We start from the raw sequence: 16474 nt of genomic DNA on the forward strand, positions 1-16474 counted from the left end.
GCTTTATGGCGCGGGTGGCTCCCGTTGTCGCTCCCCGCGAACCCGCAGTCCCGACGGGCCACGGGGCGCAGGGTCAGGTCATGCCGCGGCGGCCGGCGGCTTGGCCCAGAGGTGCTCGCGCTCGGCGAACCACTGGACCACCGCCATCCGCTGCGCCTCGGTGTAATGCAGTCCCAGCTTGGAGCGCCGCCACAGCACGTCGTCCGCGACGCGCGCCCATTCCTCGCGGACCAGGTATTCCAGTTCCGCCTGGTGCAGGCCCGGGGCAATCTCCGGGCCAAGGTCGTCCAGTCGTTCCGCGCCGCCGAGCACCCGGCCGACGCGCGCGCCGTAGGCCCGCGCCAGCCGCCGCGCCAGCGACGGCGGCAGCCACGGATGGCGCTGGCCGATGGCGGCCAGCAGCCGCTGGAAATCGGTGTCGGGCCGCTGCGGCGCGCCGATCCAGTCGCGCAGGTCGCCGCCGGGCAGGTGCGCATGCTCGGTCCAGGCGCGCCGGCGGTCGCCGAGCAGCGCGCCGATCAGGTCGGCCGCATCCTCGGCCAGCTTGCGGAAGGTGGTGATCTTGCCGCCCCACACGCTCAGCAGCGGCGCGCCGCCGTCGGCATGCGTTTCCAGCAGGTAGTCGCGGGTGACCGCGGACGGGTCGCCGGACGCGTCGTCCAGCAGCGGCCGCACGCCGGCGTAGGTCCAGACCACGTCCGCGGCGGTCACCGGTTCGCGGAAGTAGCGGCTGGCCTGCTCGCAGAGGTAGTCGATCTCGCGCTCCTCGATGCGCGCCTTGCCGAAGCCCGCCAGCGCATCGGGCGCGAGTTCCACGTCCGTCGTGCCGATCAGGGTGAAGTCGTCCTCGTAAGGGATGGCGAAGATGATCCGCTTGTCCGGGTTCTGGAAGATGTAGGCGTGGTCGTGGGTGAATCGCTTGCGCACGATGATGTGGCTGCCCTTGACCAGGCGCAGGCTCTTGGTGGCCAGCGCCTCGCCGCGCGCCGGCGTGGCGACCTCGCGCAGGAAACCCTCCGCCCACGGTCCCGCCGCATTGACCAGCGCACGGGCGCGCACCGTGCGCTCGCCGTCGGCGCAGCGCAGGGTGACGATCCAGTGGTCCGCATGCCGCCGCGCCGCGGTGACCGTGGTGCGGGTATGCAGCACCGCGCCATGCTCGCGGGCGTCCAGCGCGTTCAGCAGCACCAGGCGGGCGTCGTCGACCCAGCCGTCGGAATAGACGAAGCCCTTCGTGTACGTGGCCTTCAGCGGCTCGCCGTAAGGCGAGCGGCGCAGGTCGACGCCGGTGGAACCGGGCAGTACCTCGCGTCGCGCCAGGTGGTCGTACAGGAACAGCCCGATGCGGATCATCCAGGCCGGACGCATCGCCGCATCGTGCGGCATCACGAAGCGCAGCGGCCACATGATGTGCGGGGCGCTGCGCAGCAGCACCTCGCGTTCCTGCAGCGCCTTGCGCACCAGCGAGAACTCGTAGTACTCCAGGTAGCGCAGCCCGCCGTGGATCAGCTTGGTCGACGACGAGGAGGTGTGGGCCGCGAAGTCCGAGGCCTCCGCCAGCACCACCTTCCAGCCGCGACCCGCCAGGTCGCGCGCAATGCCCGCGCCGTTGATGCCACCGCCGACGACGAGCACGTCGCAGGCGCCGGGCGCGCCGGAGGCTCCGGGTTCGGTCGTCGTGGGGCTGGCAGTCATCGGGGCGGCAGTCAAGCGGGTCTCCTGGGGGGCGAATCGACGCGCCGGCCGTTCGAGTGCCGTCGCGAAGTTCGCAATTCTGTTCTTCTTTTTTCTTTTTAGCGCGAATATGCGCGTTTCAGCCGAGGGTTTACCCGATCATTTGTTCGTTTTGGTTCCTTTAGCCTGCGCGCCATGAATCCCAACCCACGTCAGAACGACCTGCTGCAAGAGGTGCGCGCCAGCGGATCGGTGAGCGTCGAGGCGCTGGCCGAGAAGTTCGGCGTCACCCTGCAGACGGTGCGCCGAGACGTGCAGCGGCTGGCCGAGGCCGGCCTGGTGCAGCGCTTCCACGGTGGCGTGCGCGTGCCTTCGTCGACCACCGAGAACATCGCCTACCGGCAGCGCCAGGCGATGCAGGCCGACGGCAAGGCGCGCATCGCACGCGCGATCGCCGCGCGCATCCCGGCCGGCTGCTCGCTGATCCTGAACCTCGGCACCACGACCGAGGCCGTGGCGCATGCGCTGCTGCGCCACAAGGGCCTGAGGGTCATCACCAACAACCTCAACGTGGCGATGATCCTCAGCGACAACCCGGATTGCGAGCTCGTCATGGTGGGCGGCTCGGTGCGGCATCGCGACCGCGGCATCGTCGGCGAGGCGGCGGTCGACTTCATCCGCCAGTTCAAGGTGGACATCGGGCTGATCGGGATCTCCGGCATCGAGTCCGATGGCAGCCTGCGCGACTTCGACTACCGCGAGGTGATGGTGGCGAGGACCATCGTCGAGCACTCGCGCGAGGTGTGGGTGGCGGCGGACGCGACGAAATTCAACCGACCGGCCATGGCCGAGGTCGCGCGGCTGCCGCAGATCGACGCGCTCTTCACCGACGAGCCGCCGCCCGAGCCCTTCCCGGCGCTGATGAGCGACGCCGGCGTGGAGCTGGTGGTCGCGCCGTAGCATCGCGGCGGGCGTCCGTGCCCGCGCCGTTCAAGAACACGACCAGCGAGACAAGTCATGACCTACCTGCTGGCCCTGGACCAGGGCACCTCCAGTTCGCGCGCGATCGTCTTCGATGCGCAAGGGCGCATCGTCGCGATGGCGCAGCGCGAGTTCCGCCAGATCTATCCGCAGCCGGGCTGGGTCGAGCATGACGCCGACGAGATCTGGGAGACGCAGCTCGCCGTCGCCCGCGAGGTGCTGTCCAAGGCGTCCCTGAAGGCCGCCGACGTGAAGGCGCTGGGCATCACCAACCAGCGCGAGACCACCCTGGTCTGGAACCGCCGCACCGGCCGGCCCATTCATCACGCGATCGTCTGGCAGGACCGGCGCGCCGAGCCGCGCTGCGCCGAACTGCGCGAGCAGGGACACGGCGCGCGGATCCAGGAGAAGACCGGGCTGGTCGTCGACGCCTACTTCTCCGGCACGAAGCTGCAGTGGATCCTGGACCACGTCAGCGGCGCGCGGGAGCAGGCCGAGCGCGGCGAACTGGCCTTCGGCACGATCGACAGCTGGCTGATCTGGAAGCTGACCAACGGCGAGGTCCATGTCACCGACGTGAGCAACGCGTCGCGCACGATGCTGTTCAACGTGCGCGAGAACCGGTGGGACGAGGAACTGCTGGCGCTGCTGCGCATTCCCGCATCGATGCTGCCCGAGGTGAAGCCGTCGGCGCATGCATTCGGGCAGGCGGCGCCGGAGCACCTGGGCGGCGCGCTTGTCATCGGCGGCATCGGCGGCGACCAGCAGAGCGCGCTGTTCGGCCAGGCCTGCTTCGAGGCCGGCATGGCGAAGAACACCTACGGCACCGGCTGCTTCATGCTGATGCACACCGGGACGCGCTTCCAGACCAGCGCGAACGGCTTGATCACCACCAGCGCCGCGCAGATCGACGCGACGCCGCGCTACGCGCTGGAGGGCAGCGTCTTCATCGGCGGCGCGGTGGTGCAGTGGCTGCGCGACGGGCTGAACGCGATCAAGGCGAGCGGCGAGGTGCAGGGGCTGGCGGAGAGCGTGCCGGATGCGGGCGGCGTGATGTTCGTGCCGGCGTTCACCGGGCTGGGCGCGCCCTACTGGGATGCGGAGGCTCGCGGCGCGATCGTGGGCCTGACGCGGGGATCGACGGTGGCGCACATCGCGCGCGCGGCGCTGGAGAGCATCGCATTCCAGAGCGCGGCGCTGCTGCAGGCGATGAGCCGCGATGCGGTCGCGGCGGGCGGCGCGCCGGTGAGCGAATTGCGGGTGGACGGCGGCGCGTGCGTGAACGACCTGCTGATGCAGTTCCAGGCCGACCTGCTCGGCATCCCGGTCGTGCGGCCCAAGGTGATCGAGACGACGGCGCTCGGGGCCGCCTACCTGGCCGGGCTGACGGCCGGCGTCTACGGCAACCTCGATGACATCGGCCGCAACTGGCAGGCCGAGCGCGTGTTCCGCCCGACCATGTCGCGCGACCGCGCCGAGGCGCTGATGGCGAATTGGGAACGCGCGGTGCGGCAGGCATCAGCGCGATAAAGGCGCCCTTCCGATGGCCCTCGACCGAGGGGCAGGCTGTCCCTCCTCAATGACTGATTTGGGGAAGTGCGGGTTGGGGTCGGCGTGCCTAGAGTGGCAGGCTTCCATCTGCTCAAGGAGAAGCCTCATGTCCGCACTCGATGCCTTGGTCAAGGTTGGCACGTACGAAGAAGGCCAGGTGCTCAACATCCCCGACGATGTCCGGGACGAGCTGCGCCTCATTCCCGGGGATCGCGTTGAGTTCCTCAGGCTCGCGCCGCATGAGTACCTGATCTATTCAAAGGAGCATCCGCTCAGTCTTCAGGGAATGATCGGCAAGCCCAGTCGCAAGGTCACGATCAAGGACATGAACCGGGCCATCCGCGCCCGGGGAGGGCATGTCCGATGAGGGGCCTGGATACGAACATCCTCGTCCGTCACTTCGTGGACGAGGATGATCCACAGACCACGGCGGCTCGATCCTTCCTGAGGACACTGACGCTGGAAGACCCGGGCTACGTGTCCACTGTCGCCCTCATCGAGATGTGGTGGGTGCTCAGCAAGTCATACGGGATGGAGAGGGCCGGTCTGATTCGCACCATTGGTCGAATGCTGGCCGACCCTCATCTGCGGGTCGAGCACGAATCCGAGGTCGCGGAGGCAGTGAACCGCTTCGTCATGGGGTCTGCCGACTTTCAGGACTACCTGATCGAGCGCCGATGCGCGACTGCTGGCTGCAGCCAAACGATGACGTTCGATCGGAGCGCGGCGAGGTCTGCCGGGATGGCCCTGCTGGCTCACAACCCCATCGACGCGCCTGCTCCAAGAAGCGTGAGCGCCCCCAGCACCGCGAAGATCGCCGCGGCGATGCCGTGAACCAGCCGCACCGGCAGCTTGTGCGCCAGCTTGCCGCCCACCAGCACCGCCGGCACGTTGGCGATCATCATCCCCAGCGTCGTGCCCGCCACCACCATCCACAGGTCATTGAAGCGCGCCGCCAGCGCCACCGTCGCGATCTGCGTCTTGTCGCCCATCTCCGCCAGGAAGAAGGCCACGATCGTCGTGCCCAGCACGCCCAGTCGGAACTTGCCGCCGGTTTCCTCTTCCTCGATCTTGTCCGGGATCAGCGTCCACACCGCCATCGCGATGAAGCCCACGCCCAGCACCCAGCGCAGGGTCTGCGCGGAGACCTGCGTGGTGATCCAGCTGCCGACCGCCCCCGCGCAGGCGTGATTGACCAGCGTCGCGATCAGGATGCCCAGCACGATCGGCCCTGGCTTGCGGAAGCGCGCCGCCAGGATGAAGGCCAGCAATTGGGTCTTGTCGCCGATCTCGGCGAGGGCCACGAGGCCGGTGGAGATGAGGAAGGCTTCCATGAAAGACTCAGCGGCCGGGACGAACCATTGACCATGCCGCCGCCGGCCGCGACACCGGGGGCATGGTCAAAGGTCTCGCCAGGCTGGGAACCCGTGGGTTCCTGGCTACCTCGCGCCATGAGCCGAGGCTCAAGTCTGTTGACGCGGGTCTGCTGAATCGGCCCGTCGGGCGACGGGCGGGGTGCAGCGGCTACTCCCCAATGACAGCGCGCATTGTAGTCAGCGCCAGTCCCGGCCACGCCCGCTGCGCCGGCGCTGGAGGTCCCGCATCGCCCAGAAGCAGCAACTGCGTGCGGTTGTCGCGCCAACTCGAGGCCATCAGCAGCTGCAGCACCGGCGCGCTGATCGCTCTCACCCGCTGGGGCCATTGCAGGACCGCCTCCAGTTCCCCGACGGCCATGGCCTGCGCCAGCACGGCATCCGGCGCCTCCGCGAGTTTCGCCTGCCAGTCCCCCAGCGCGAGGGCCTGGGCCAGCGCGAGGTCCTCCGGCGTCACCGGCTCGTCGGCGAGCAGCGGCAGCTGCTCCCGCAAGCGTGCGAGTTGCTCCGGCACCGCCGCCACCGGCAGCGTCACGCCCATCCGCCAGCACAACGCACCGCCGAGCGATTCGACGTCGCTGTCCCAGGCCCAGGGCAGGCGCGCGGCGACGCGCTGATGCATCAGCGTGCGCGCGAGTTCACGCAAGCCCGGCGGCGTGCCGCGCGGCACCGGCGTCTGAACGATCAGCCGGCAGCCCTGCCCTTGCGGCAGCTGCAGGAACTGGGCGGTCGCGGCGGCGGGCGTCGCGCTCGCCAGCGCGAGCGCCGGTGCCGGGCCGGCTGCCGCCTTGGGCACCCGCCAGTCGCCCATGAAGTCCTCGGCCAGACCGCGCGCCGCCTGCAGGCTCAGGTCACCGGCGAACAGCAGCACCGCGCGCTCCGGCCGCCAGTACTGCCGATGGAATCCCAGCACGTCCTCGCGCCGCAGCCGCTTCAGGCTGGTCGTCGTCTGCACCGGTTGCGCGCGGCCCCAGAACTGCCGCCGCGCCGCCCAGGGCGCGAGCAGCAGTGCATCGGCACGCCGCAGCACCAGCGCGTCGAGCGCCCGACTGCGGATGTGCTCGAGCGCCTCGAAGGCCAGCAGCGGCCGCTGCGTCAGGTCGGCCATCAGGTTGACGGCGTCGTCGCATTGGTCCGGCAGGGCCTCCAGCGCGAGCTCGGCCGTGGACGGCGTCAGCGCCAGGCGCAGCGGCAGGCCGAGCAGGTCGCCCGCGTAAGCGATGTCGGCCGATTCCATCTCGTCCCCATCGCGCTTCGCGCCCTGCGCGAGCATCGACAGCGCCACCTCCGCCAGGCCCTCCTTGCCGGCCGGATCGCGCAGCCATCCGCCTTCGCCGATCAGGCGGATCGCGGTGCGCGGCGCGCCGGGCAGGGACAGCACAACGACGCGCAGCCCGTTCGCCAGCCTGGCCTGCTCGATCGCCAGCGGCGGCGGCACGGCCAGCGCCGGCGCTTCCGGCGGGCGGTCGAAGCCGTCCTGGGCCAGCGCCGGCCAGGCCGTCGAGCCGGATGCGATCGCGGCGCCCAGCATCAGTCCGCGACGATGCAGATCGACCGTCATGCGGCGACTCCCGCTGCGGCACCGACATCCGCCAGCAGCGTCAACACCGGCGCCTGCACGACCTGTCGCCGCCAGAACTGCTGCACGTCGGCGCCGCTGAGCTTGATCCACATCGCCATGTCCTTCGCCGGCGCACCGGCATCGCCACGCACCGCCCAGGCGGTGCCCAGCGCCCGGGCCTGCCGGTCGGCCGTCCATTCGGCGGACAGCGTCTCACGCCGCAGCAGGGCCTTGGCCTTGCCGAGTTCCTCATCGGTGATCGCCTCGTCGGCCAGCCGCAGCACCTCCTGCTGGAGGGCCTGAGCCAGCGGCGCGGCGGTCTGGCCATGCGCGGCCAACGCCTGCGCCACCAGCAGGCCCGCGTCGCGGTGCGAATCCAGCCGCAGGCTGAGCTGATGCGCCAGCGCCTTCTCGTCGACCAGCGTGTCGGTGAGACGCCCCGACCGTCCCAGTCCCAGCAGCGCATGCGCGAGTTGCCAGGTCGGCAGCGACGGATCATCCGCGCGAGGCACCTGCCAGACGAGCGCGGCGGCCGGCAGCGGCGCCTGCGCCAGCGACAGCTTGAGCGTCTGGCTCTGGGGACGACGCGCCTCGCGCAGCTCGCGCGGCTCGGCCGCCGCCGCAGGGAACGCCGCAGGAGATGCCGCAGGGGACGCCGCGGTCAACGGCATCGCCGGCACGGAGGCGGACACCGCGGGCAGCCCGGATGCGGGCGTTGCCGAGGCGCTCGGCAGCACGGCCGGCACGGCGGACGGCGGCATCGGCGGACGGATCGAGCCGAAGTAATGCATCACCCAGCGTGCGAGCGCGCCCTCGTCGAAGGCGCCGGTCACCACCAGCAATGCGCGGTCGCAGCCGAACCGGGCCGCATGGAACGCACGCACCGCGTCGATATCCAGGTCCTTGAGCTGCTCGGGATCGCCGAGCGCGCCGCGCTGGTAGGGATGGGTCAGGTAACCGTGGCGCTGCACCGCGAGGTCCAGCCGCGCATAGGGATTGAGCAGCGGCTCCTGCACCGCCTGGCGCAGTTGCAGCCCCGCGCTGGCCAGCGTGTCCGGATCCATGCGGGGATTGCTCATCCGCTCGGCCTCGGCCCACAGCACGCGCTCGAGTTGCGGTGCGGGAACCGTCGTCTGCAACGCGGCGAAGTCCTCGTCGATCTCGATCCGGGTCCGCCCGCCCGCACTCGCGATCAGGCGATGGAACTGGCCGGGCGCGAGGTAACGGCTGGCGCCGGCGATCAGCCGCAGCACCAGGTGCGACAGCCCGCTGCGACCGGTGGGGTCGTCGCGGCCGCCGCAGCGATAGACGACGCGCACCGCGACCTGCGTGCCCGGGACCGGGCGCGCCAGCCAGAGCAGGCCGTTGGGAAGCCGTTGCGGCTCGAGGGGCGGGGCACTCATGGCCGGCATCCTAGCTGCCAATCCGCTGTCAGCAGCCGGTCCGCATCATCGGCGCGACATCGCTCTGCCGGGCCGACCACCCGAATCGGGGGCACCCGGCCGGCGATCCGGGGCATCGGCCGCGCCGCTGCCCCGCCCACCGGGGACAAGCGCCCCGCTTTCATCGTCACTCCACGGAAGGCTTGCCATGAGCGCCATCAACTTCGCCTACACGATCGTCTACGTCGAGGACGTGGGCGCGTCGCTGGACTTCTTCGAGCAGGCCTTCGGCCTCAAGCGCCGGTTCCTGCACGAGTCCGGCGCCTATGGCGAGCTCGAGACCGGCGCCACGACCCTGTCCTTCGCGCGCCACGACATCGCGCGCGGCAACCTCGGCCAGGAGTACCGCAAGGCCGCGGAGGGCGCGCCGCTGGGAATGGAGGTCGGCCTGTCCACGCCGGACGTGCCCGCCGCCTATGCGCGGGCCCTGGGCGCCGGCGCGCAAGGCCTGACCCCGCCGATGACCAAGCCCTGGGGCCAGGTGGTCGCCTACGTGCGCTGTCCCGACGGCACGCTGGTCGAGATCTGCACGCCGATCTGACCGGGGTCTAGGCGTCGTCCCGGGCGCCGGGCCGAGGCTCCACCACGATGCGCGCATGGCGCTGGAAGGTGAAGTAGGCCCAGGCCCAGTCCGCGAAGACGCGGACGCGGTTGCGGAAGCCGATCAGGAAATAGACGTGCACGAACAGCCAGAACAACCATGCGGAGAACCCGCTGAACTGGACCGTTCCCAGGTCGGCGACCGCCGCCTTGCGGCCGATGGTTGCGAGGTTGCCGTAGTCGCGGTAGCGGAAGGGCGGCTCGGAGCGTCCCTGCAGGCGGGCGAGGATCTGCCGCGCCGCGTGCCGGCCGGCCTGCTTCGCGCCGGGGCTGACGCCCGGCACCGGCTTGCGGCTGCCGTCCTTCTCCAGGCTGGTCGCCGCGGCCATGTCGCCGACGACGTAGACCTCGGGATGACCGGGGATGTTCATCTGCTCGTCGACGACCACCCGTCCCGCGCGGTCCAGCGGCACGCCCAGGGTGCGCGCCAGCGGCGACGCGGCGACGCCGGCGGCCCACACCTTGGTGCGGGAGGCGATCCGTTCCCGAGTCCCATCGGCGGTCTGGAGGTCCACGCCCGCCTCGTCGATGCCGACGACGCGGCAGCCGGTACGCACCACCACGCCGATGCGCTCGAGTTGCGCCTGGGCCTGCGCCGACTGCGCCGGCTTGAAGGCGGCCAGCACACGGTCCGACCCCTCCACCAGCAGCACCTGCGCGCGGCCCGGATCGATGCGGCGGAACTCGTCGCGCAGCGTGTGGCGGGCGATCTCGGCCAGCGTGCCGGCCATCTCCACGCCGGTCGGCCCGCCGCCGATGACGACGAAGTTGAGCCAGGGCTCGCGGCTGGGCGCATCGGGCAGGGTCTCGGCGCGCTCGAAGGCGCTCAGCAACCGGGCGCGCAGCTGGAAGGCATCCGCCAGCGTCTTGAGGCCGGGGGCATGGGCTTGCCACTGGTCGTTGCCGAAGTAGCTGTGGGTCGCGCCGGCGGCGACGATCAGGTGGTCGTAGCGCAGGCGCTGTCCGTCGCCGAGCACGACCTCGCGGGCCTGGACGTCGATGGCATCGACGTCGGCCATCAGCACCGTGAGGTTGCGCTGGTGGCGCCGCATGTGCCGGATCGGCGACGCGATCGACGGCGCGGACAGCCCGGCGGTCGCGACCTGGTACAGCAGCGGCTGGAACAGGTGATGGTTGCTGCGGTCGATCAAGGTGACACGGACCGGGGCGCCGTCGAGGACCTTGGTGGCCTCCAGGCCGCCGAATCCGCAACCGACGATCACGACATGGGGAAGCGCAACATGTGGGTCAGCCATGCGACACATCCTAGCTGGGATGACGACTCGGATAGGGAGGTCCCATCGCTGACAATGGTTGGATGCGCCGCGCCGACCGCCTGTTCCAGATCGTCCAACTCATCCGTGGGCGCCGTCTCACGACGGCCGAGTTCCTGTCCCAGCGGCTGGAGGTCTCGATCCGCACCGTCTATCGCGACGTGGCCGCGCTGCAGCAGCAGGGCGTGCCGATCGACGGCGAAGCGGGCGTCGGCTACCGGATGCGGGTCGGCTTCGAACTGCCGCCGCTGATGTTCAGCGCCGAGGAAGCCCAATCGCTGGTCGCCGCGGTGCGGCTGGCCCAGCCGCAGCTCGATGCGGTGCTCGGACAGCGTGCCGAGGAGGCGCTGGGCAAGATCTTCGCGGTGCTGCCGGGCTCGGCGCGCGCCGCCGCGGAGAGCCTGACCGTCTATGCGCCGCAGCGCGGGCTGGACAACGCGACCCGCGAACGCCTGACGCAACTGCGCCTGGCCACCGAGTCCCGCACCAAGCTGCGGCTGCACTACCTCGACCTGAGCGACCAGACCAGTTCCCGCGTCGTGCGCCCGCTGGCCTGCTTCTTCTGGGGACCGGTGTGGACCTTCTCGGCCTGGTGCGAACTGCGCGAGGACTTCCGCAGTTTCCGCGTCGACCGGGTCCAGCAGCTGGAACTGCTGGAGGAGCGCTTCCGCGACGAACCCGGCAAGACCCTCGCCGACCTGCAGCGCCGCGAGAACGCGCGCGAGAACTGGGCCTAGCGGCTCCGCTCAGCGCAGCGCGACGCCCTGGGGCAGCGCCGCGGCGCGCGGCCGCCAGCGCAGCAGCGGCGCCTCGATCCAGCGATGGAAGGGCACCGCCGCCATGTTGCTCAGCAGCCAGGCCGCCAGCAGTGCCAGCGGCGCGAGCGCGTCCAGCGCCTGGGCCGGGCTCTCGGCGCGGTGCTCGTAGATCGCGTTCACCAGCAGGCAGACCGGGAAGTGCACCAGGAAGAGCGCGTAGGCGTGGCGTGCCAGCGTCTGCACCGGCGCCTGGCCGTGCCGCTGGAACCAGGCCGGCAGCGTGCCGCGGCGCCACAGCGCGATGACCGCCGCGGTCAGCGCGGCCACGACCAGGCGTTCACGGAACTGCAGCGCCAGCGCGAGCGCCATCAGTCCGACCAGCGCCAGCAGCCCGGCGCGGCGCGCCCGCGGCGTCCAGCCCTGGCACCAGCACAGCAGCACTCCCAGGCCGTAGGCGCCGAAGAAATAGACGGCATAGGCGTCCAGGTCCTCCATCCGGTTGAACTGGAGCAGCGAAGCCGCGCAAAGCGTGCCGACCAGCGCCAGCGTGAGCCCCTGGCGCATCGCGCGCGACAGCGGCAGGCAGCGCGGGCCCCACATCACGAGCAGCAGCAGCGCGAAGAGCTGGAAGTCGATCGCCACATACCAGGCGCCGACGGTGAGCGCCTCGACCGGCACCAGATCGTGCAGCAGCAGCGCATGGGCCAGGATCTGCACCAGGCCGACCTGCTCCGGCACCAGTTCCGGCAGCAAGGGCGCCACCAGCCAGGAGCTCAGCAGCGTCAGGCCGACAGCGGCCATGAACGGCGGCGCCAGGCGCCAGTAGCGCTGCGCCAGCAGCGCGGGCGCCGAGCGGCGCAACTGCGGCTCCTGCGCCGCGAGCGCCCGCGCGCTCAGGTAGCCGCCCAGCACCAGGAAGACCTGCACCGCCATGCGCCCGTAGTCGTAGAGCCAGCCGGTCAGCAGCGGGAACAGCCGGTGCATGGCTTCGGCGATCGGTCCGTAGACCGACAGGTGGTGCAACACGATCAGTTGCGCGGCGGTGGCGCGCAGCGCGTCCAGCGGGAACAGGCGAGAGGCCATCAGGAATCGGCGGAAAGCGGTCGCCGACGAGCCTGGGCTGCGCTCGGCGCAAAAACGAAGCGGCCACCGCGAGGTGGCCGTTGAAGCGCCGATTCTATAAGAAAATCAACGAGTTACATCGAGTTGTTTGCATCACGCGCCGCCCACCGTCGCACGACAACAGCTTCACGTCCGCCTCACGGCTCCGTGACGGGCGCAGCCCCTCAGCGCTTGGCACGTGGCGCGCGCGAGCGCGGCTTGGGCGGCGGGAACAAGGTCCCGTTGAACATCGCGGCGAACCAGCCGAGGTACCAGTCGACGAGGCGCTGCGGCCAGGGCTTGGGTGGTGCTTTCACCGGCTGGGGGCGGTCGGACGGATGGCGGCGCGCGACAGCGGCGCCGATACCGGCGAGCCGCTCGCGCAGCGCCATCAGGCCGGCGACCTTGGAGGGCGTCTCGCGCTCGGCCTGGATCACCAGCGCGACATGCAGCAGTGCGCGGTCCTCGCCGAGCGACGCCAGCCGCAGCTGCGCCTGACCGGCGACCTTGCCGGTGCGGGGACCGTGGCCTTCGAGGCTCAGGCGCAGGCGGCTGGGGACTTCGAGGTCCAGGACGGTGAGGATGCCCTCGAAGCCCGGCAGCACGAGCGCGTAGGACCGCGGCGCGTCGCCGGCTTCGAGACGGGCGCCGTCGGGCAGGCTGTCGGCCAGCAGGGCCAGGTCATGCAGCGCGCGCCAAGCCAGGGCCTGGGGAACGGGCAAGACCAGATCGTCGTTGAGGGCGAGCGTGGGCATGCGCCCGATTGTGGCCCTCCGGCTGCGGCCGACGCACGCCGGAACGAATTTCGCTATGGTGCACGGATGGACAACATGGACCTGCAAGTGCTGCGCCAGGTGCAGCAGTGGCTCGACGCCGATCAGCGCGTCGTGCTGGGCACGATCACGCGGACCTGGGGCTCGGCGCCACGGCCGGTCGGGTCGATCGTCGCGATCCGGTCGGACGGACTGATCGCCGGCTCGGTGTCGGGCGGCTGCATCGAGGACGACCTGGTCGCGAAGATCCGAGAAGGTGCGCTGCGCCTGCGCACACCGGAGCTGATCCGCTATGGGGTCGGCGCGGAGGCGGCACAGCGTTTCGGCCTGCCTTGCGGCGGCACGCTGGAGCTGATGCTGGAGCCGGTCGGGCCGCAGTCGGCGATCGGCGCGCTGCTCGAGCGGCTCTCGCGCGGCGAGCGGGTGCTGCGCACGCTGGAGCTGGCGTCCGGCGCGGTGACGCTGGCCGAGCCGCCGGCGCATTCGCGCGACGGCGCCGATCGGCTGGTGCTGAGCGAGACGCAACTGGTGACGCATCACGGGCCGCAGTGGCGGCTGCTGATCATCGGCGCGGGCCAGATGAGCCAGTACCTGGCGCAGATGGCGCTCGCACTCGATTACCAGGTGCAGGTCTGCGATCCACGCGACGACTATCCGTGGACGCTCATCGCGGCGCCGTTGACGCGCGAGATGCCGGACGACGTCGTCCAGCGGCTGCGGCCGGACGGGCACACGGCGGTGGTCGCGCTGACGCACGATCCCAAGCTGGACGACCTCGCGCTGATGGAGGCCTTGCGCAGCCCGGCGTTCTACGTCGGCGCGATCGGCTCGCGCGTGAACCAGGCCAAGCGCCGCGCGCGGCTGAAGGAGCACTTCGACCTGAGCGATGTCCAGCTGGATCGCCTGCACGGCCCGGTGGGCCTGCACATCGGCGCCCGCACGCCGCCCGAGATCGCGCTGGCCATCCTGGCCCACATGACCGCGGAGCGCTACGGGGTGCAGGTCAGCGGCAGTGCGGCACCCGGGCAGGCGAGCAACGCCGGCTGCGTTCTGTGAGCGCGCTCAGCGCATGCTGTACCCACGCCCGTCCATGCAAGCCTCCACCGCGCGGTTGAACACGCCGGCGTCGTTCATAGCGGCGGGCTGCGAGGTCGCCCAGCGGTTGCAGTCCTGGCGATCGGCCTCGGTCTGCGCGGCCGACTGCCCGTGACGCGGATAGATGATCGGGTCCGGCCGGGGTGGCGCCACCGGAGCCGGCGTCGCCGTGTCCGCGCCCGGCGGCGGCGCGACCACGACGTAACCCGGCCCGCCGGTCGCCACCGTGTAATACGCGCCGTTGGCGTAGTAGTACGGCAGCCCGCCGATCCGCAGCGTCACGTAGGCGCTAGGCAGCACCGGCACCACGAAGCCGATCGGCGGGGCGATGACGCGGAAGCTCGGCCCCCATGGCTGGTACCAGACGCCGCCGTGGTACCAGTAGCGGTTGCCGACGAACACCGCGCCGCCCGGCAGGCCGCGGGCGACGTAGCCGGGCGCAGGGTAGTAGTGGTCGTGGTGGTAGCGGCTGTCGAAGCGCAGGCCGATGTCGACCCGCGTGCCGCCCCCATGGTGCTGCGCCGAGGCCATGCCGGCGCTCAGCGCCAGCGCGACGGGAATCAACCAACGAAGCTTGCTCATGATCTGCTCGCGCCGCCTCGCGGCGCCCAGGAAGTCCGGAGGCCTATTGAACGCCGGGCCTTTCGGCCCCGTCTACGGAAGGGCGTTTCGCAGGGGTAAAGATCCATTGCCCGCGTCGGTCCGGCGCATCGGCCCGGGCGCGCTGCGGACAGGGGAGCCCGCGACGATCGGCGATGATGCGCGCCGCCGGGCGTCCGCGACGTCACGACATGACGACACCGGCCTCACGCCCTCCCCACGCGCCGCCAGGCGCGCTCCTTCCCGCGACCTCATCTCGACCCCGCCGCCATGATCGAGCTCTACTACTTCCCCAGCAACGCCAGCTTCGCCCCGCACGTGCTCCTGCAGGAGCTGGGCGTGCCGTTCCAGCTCCGCCTCGTCGACCGCGACCGGGACGAGCACAAGTCGCCCGAATTCCTGAAGCTCAATCCCAACGGCCTGCTGCCCGCGCTGCGCGACACGCGCCAGGGCGAGCTGGTGCTGTTCGAGACCGCCGCCATCCTGCTGCACCTGGCCGACACGCATCCCGAGGCCGGCCTGATGCCGCCGCTGGGCAGCGCCGAGCGCGCCCATGCCTACAAGTGGCTGATGTGGCTGACCAACACGCTGCAGCCGACCGTCATCACCTACTACTACCCGGACCGCTTCGTCGCCCCGGGCAACACCGCCGGCAGCGCCGAGGTCAAGGCCCAGGCGCAGGTGCGCGCCGCGGCGCAGCTGGACCTGCTCGCCGCCGAGTTCGAACGCCACGGTGGCCCCTTCCTGCTGGGCGAGCGCTATTCGGCGCTGGACCCCTTCGCCTTCATGCTGTGCCGCTGGACGCGCAACTTCAGCCATCCCGCGCGCAACCGCCCCGCCCTCGCCGCCTTCCTCGAGCGCATGGCGCAGCGCCCCGCGCTGCTGCGCGCGATCGAGACGGAACAGCTGCCCAAGCCCTGGTTCTGAGCGGCCCGGCGCCGCGCGCTCAACGGGGCGGCAACGCGCGCAGGTAGTCGTAGAGCCGCTGTGCGATGGCGGCCCGCTCGTCGGCGGACATCCCTTCGGCGAGCGCCGGCATCGTCGTGCCGGGCCGCACCGCGGCGGGCGCCAGCAGCCAGCGCTGCCACGCCGCCGCGTCGTAACCGCGGACGACCACGTCCAGGTCCAGCGGCATCTTGTCGCCGCCGTAGCCGCGGATGCGGTGGCAGCTCAGGCAGTGCGTGCGGGCCAGGTCCGCCGCGTCGGCGTACCGGGCGGCCAGGCCGTCGGGCAGCAGCGCACGTGTCGAGGACGGTCCCACGCTCACCGACGCCACCTGGTACGGCCAGAGCGCGCCGCCCTCGGCCTGCAGCGCCTTCGAGGCGCGGTTGTCCCACACCAGGTAGAACGGCCCGAGCGGCACCTGCCGCTCGCCCTGCAGATGGTTGTCGACCTGGAAGGGCCGGCCATCGGCGCGCGCATGCACCAGCCAGGCGCGGTGCTGCGCGAAGCGCTCCACCGGAATGCGGGAGACGAAACCGTCCAGCGCGCGGAACTCCAGTTCCTGGCCCGGCGCCCGCCAACCCGGACCGAGCAACGCCGTCAACGCCGCGTCGGCGGGCACGCCGAGGTAGCGGACCTCGGGCATGCGGCCGTCGCGCATCAGGTGCGGTTCCAGCACGGTGACGGTGACGGCGGCCGCCGCCGGCCGGGACGCACCGGTCGATGTGTCGGTCGATGTGCCGGCGGCG

The 16474-nt window shown here is 71.2% G+C and carries 17 protein-coding genes and 1 riboswitch; of the genes, 8 read left to right on the forward strand and 9 right to left on the reverse strand.

Going from position 1 to position 16474, the window contains the following annotated elements:
• Positions 1 to 78: 78 nt before the first annotated feature.
• Positions 79 to 1695: a glycerol-3-phosphate dehydrogenase gene (gene glpD, locus CS062_RS12730; protein ID WP_099862002.1), complete on the reverse strand. Its 1617-nt coding sequence runs from the start codon at positions 1693 to 1695 to the stop codon at positions 79 to 81.
• 174 nt (positions 1696 to 1869) lie between these two features.
• On the opposite strand from glpD, the gene CS062_RS12735 reads away from it, so the two are divergent.
• From CS062_RS12735 to CS062_RS12750, 4 genes are all read left to right on the forward strand, one after another.
• Positions 1870 to 2634, forward strand: coding sequence for a DeoR/GlpR family DNA-binding transcription regulator (locus CS062_RS12735; RefSeq protein ID WP_099862003.1), 765 nt, complete (start codon positions 1870 to 1872; stop codon positions 2632 to 2634).
• Positions 2635 to 2691: 57 nt separating this feature from the next.
• Positions 2692 to 4185 (forward strand): glycerol kinase GlpK, encoded by a 1494-nt coding sequence (gene glpK / locus CS062_RS12740; protein ID WP_099862004.1) that lies wholly within the window; start codon positions 2692 to 2694, stop codon positions 4183 to 4185.
• Positions 4186 to 4312: 127 nt separating this feature from the next.
• Positions 4313 to 4573: an AbrB family transcriptional regulator gene (locus tag CS062_RS12745; RefSeq protein WP_099862005.1), complete on the forward strand. Its 261-nt coding sequence runs from the start codon at positions 4313 to 4315 to the stop codon at positions 4571 to 4573.
• Positions 4570 to 5040 carry a type II toxin-antitoxin system VapC family toxin gene (locus CS062_RS12750; protein ID WP_099862006.1) on the forward strand — a complete coding sequence of 157 codons (471 nt, stop codon included), beginning with the start codon at positions 4570 to 4572 and terminating at the stop codon, positions 5038 to 5040. Before CS062_RS12745 ends, CS062_RS12750 begins: the two co-directional genes overlap by 4 nt.
• Here the strand turns inward: CS062_RS12750 and CS062_RS12755 are convergent.
• The 3 genes from CS062_RS12755 to CS062_RS12765 form a co-directional block, all read right to left on the reverse strand.
• Positions 4962 to 5540: a TMEM165/GDT1 family protein gene (locus CS062_RS12755; RefSeq protein WP_099862007.1), complete on the reverse strand. Its 579-nt coding sequence runs from the start codon at positions 5538 to 5540 to the stop codon at positions 4962 to 4964. The two genes, CS062_RS12750 and CS062_RS12755, sit on opposite strands and share 79 nt — an antisense overlap.
• Before the next feature lie 77 nt (positions 5541 to 5617).
• Positions 5618 to 5751: riboswitch (yybP-ykoY riboswitch) on the reverse strand.
• Entirely contained in the window at positions 5731 to 7140 is a 1410-nt protein-coding gene (locus tag CS062_RS12760; protein WP_158238776.1) for an insulinase family protein, read from the reverse strand. Its footprint overlaps the riboswitch before it by 21 nt.
• Positions 7137 to 8543, reverse strand: a complete 1407-nt coding sequence (locus tag CS062_RS12765) for a M16 family metallopeptidase (protein WP_158238777.1) — start codon at positions 8541 to 8543, stop codon at positions 7137 to 7139. The genes CS062_RS12760 and CS062_RS12765 overlap by 4 nt, the downstream gene beginning before the upstream one ends.
• Before the next feature lie 196 nt (positions 8544 to 8739).
• Between CS062_RS12765 and CS062_RS12770 the strand changes: the two genes are divergently transcribed.
• Entirely contained in the window at positions 8740 to 9123 is a 384-nt protein-coding gene (locus CS062_RS12770; protein ID WP_099862019.1) for a VOC family protein, read from the forward strand.
• A gap of 7 nt (positions 9124 to 9130) precedes the next feature.
• Here the strand turns inward: CS062_RS12770 and CS062_RS12775 are convergent, their stop codons facing one another.
• The gene (locus tag CS062_RS12775) at positions 9131 to 10438 is read right to left on the reverse strand and encodes an NAD(P)/FAD-dependent oxidoreductase (protein ID WP_099862010.1); all 1308 of its coding nucleotides are present in this window, start codon (positions 10436 to 10438) and stop codon (positions 9131 to 9133) included.
• 62 nt (positions 10439 to 10500) lie between these two features.
• On the opposite strand from CS062_RS12775, the gene CS062_RS12780 reads away from it, so the two are divergent.
• A complete protein-coding gene (locus CS062_RS12780; protein ID WP_099862011.1) occupies positions 10501 to 11193 on the forward strand; it encodes a helix-turn-helix transcriptional regulator in 693 nt (230 codons plus the stop codon).
• 9 nt (positions 11194 to 11202) lie between these two features.
• On the opposite strand, the gene CS062_RS12785 is transcribed toward CS062_RS12780, so the two are convergent.
• Positions 11203 to 12297 (reverse strand): acyltransferase family protein, encoded by a 1095-nt coding sequence (locus CS062_RS12785; protein ID WP_099862012.1) that lies wholly within the window; start codon positions 12295 to 12297, stop codon positions 11203 to 11205.
• A 203-nt stretch (positions 12298 to 12500) separates the two neighbouring features.
• The gene (locus CS062_RS12790; protein ID WP_099862013.1) at positions 12501 to 13070 is read right to left on the reverse strand and encodes an SRPBCC family protein; all 570 of its coding nucleotides are present in this window, start codon (positions 13068 to 13070) and stop codon (positions 12501 to 12503) included.
• Between the two features lie 66 nt (positions 13071 to 13136).
• Between CS062_RS12790 and CS062_RS12795 the strand changes: the two genes are divergently transcribed.
• Positions 13137 to 14144: an XdhC family protein gene (locus tag CS062_RS12795; protein ID WP_099862014.1), complete on the forward strand. Its 1008-nt coding sequence runs from the start codon at positions 13137 to 13139 to the stop codon at positions 14142 to 14144.
• 6 nt (positions 14145 to 14150) lie between these two features.
• Here CS062_RS12795 and CS062_RS12800 read toward each other — a convergent pair whose 3' ends face one another.
• Positions 14151 to 14765, reverse strand: coding sequence for a DUF6515 family protein (locus CS062_RS12800; RefSeq protein WP_099862015.1), 615 nt, complete (start codon positions 14763 to 14765; stop codon positions 14151 to 14153).
• A 288-nt stretch (positions 14766 to 15053) separates the two neighbouring features.
• On the opposite strand from CS062_RS12800, the gene CS062_RS12805 reads away from it, so the two are divergent.
• On the forward strand, positions 15054 to 15710 hold the full coding sequence (locus CS062_RS12805; RefSeq protein WP_099862016.1) for a glutathione S-transferase family protein: 657 nt from the start codon (positions 15054 to 15056) through the stop codon (positions 15708 to 15710).
• A 19-nt stretch (positions 15711 to 15729) separates the two neighbouring features.
• Here the strand turns inward: CS062_RS12805 and CS062_RS26200 are convergent.
• The coding region (locus tag CS062_RS26200; protein ID WP_099862017.1) for a hypothetical protein at positions 15730 to 16474 on the reverse strand (745 nt) is incomplete at its 5' end.

The sequence above is a fragment of the Roseateles chitinivorans genome, from assembly GCF_002761755.1.
GTDB classification, from domain to species: Bacteria; Pseudomonadota; Gammaproteobacteria; order Burkholderiales; family Burkholderiaceae_C; genus Roseateles; species Roseateles chitinivorans.

Coding starts and splice junctions, on each gene's coding strand:
- glpK (WP_099862004.1), top strand. CDS start 2,692: ATGACCTACCTGCTGGCCCTGGACCAGGGCACCTCCAGTTCGCGCGCG.
- CS062_RS12745 (WP_099862005.1), top strand. CDS start 4,313: ATGTCCGCACTCGATGCCTTGGTCAAGGTTGGCACGTACGAAGAAGGC.
- CS062_RS12760 (WP_158238776.1), bottom strand. CDS start 7,140: ATGACGGTCGATCTGCATCGTCGCGGACTGATGCTGGGCGCCGCGATC.
- CS062_RS12790 (WP_099862013.1), bottom strand. CDS start 13,070: ATGCCCACGCTCGCCCTCAACGACGATCTGGTCTTGCCCGTTCCCCAG.
- CS062_RS12795 (WP_099862014.1), top strand. CDS start 13,137: ATGGACAACATGGACCTGCAAGTGCTGCGCCAGGTGCAGCAGTGGCTC.
- CS062_RS12785 (WP_099862012.1), bottom strand. CDS start 12,297: ATGGCCTCTCGCCTGTTCCCGCTGGACGCGCTGCGCGCCACCGCCGCG.
- CS062_RS12765 (WP_158238777.1), bottom strand. CDS start 8,543: ATGAGTGCCCCGCCCCTCGAGCCGCAACGGCTTCCCAACGGCCTGCTC.
- glpD (WP_099862002.1), bottom strand. CDS start 1,695: ATGACTGCCAGCCCCACGACGACCGAACCCGGAGCCTCCGGCGCGCCC.
- CS062_RS12780 (WP_099862011.1), top strand. CDS start 10,501: ATGCGCCGCGCCGACCGCCTGTTCCAGATCGTCCAACTCATCCGTGGG.
- CS062_RS12775 (WP_099862010.1), bottom strand. CDS start 10,438: ATGGCTGACCCACATGTTGCGCTTCCCCATGTCGTGATCGTCGGTTGC.
- CS062_RS12800 (WP_099862015.1), bottom strand. CDS start 14,765: ATGAGCAAGCTTCGTTGGTTGATTCCCGTCGCGCTGGCGCTGAGCGCC.
- CS062_RS12805 (WP_099862016.1), top strand. CDS start 15,054: ATGATCGAGCTCTACTACTTCCCCAGCAACGCCAGCTTCGCCCCGCAC.
- CS062_RS12755 (WP_099862007.1), bottom strand. CDS start 5,540: ATGGAAGCCTTCCTCATCTCCACCGGCCTCGTGGCCCTCGCCGAGATC.
- CS062_RS12735 (WP_099862003.1), top strand. CDS start 1,870: ATGAATCCCAACCCACGTCAGAACGACCTGCTGCAAGAGGTGCGCGCC.
- CS062_RS12750 (WP_099862006.1), top strand. CDS start 4,570: ATGAGGGGCCTGGATACGAACATCCTCGTCCGTCACTTCGTGGACGAG.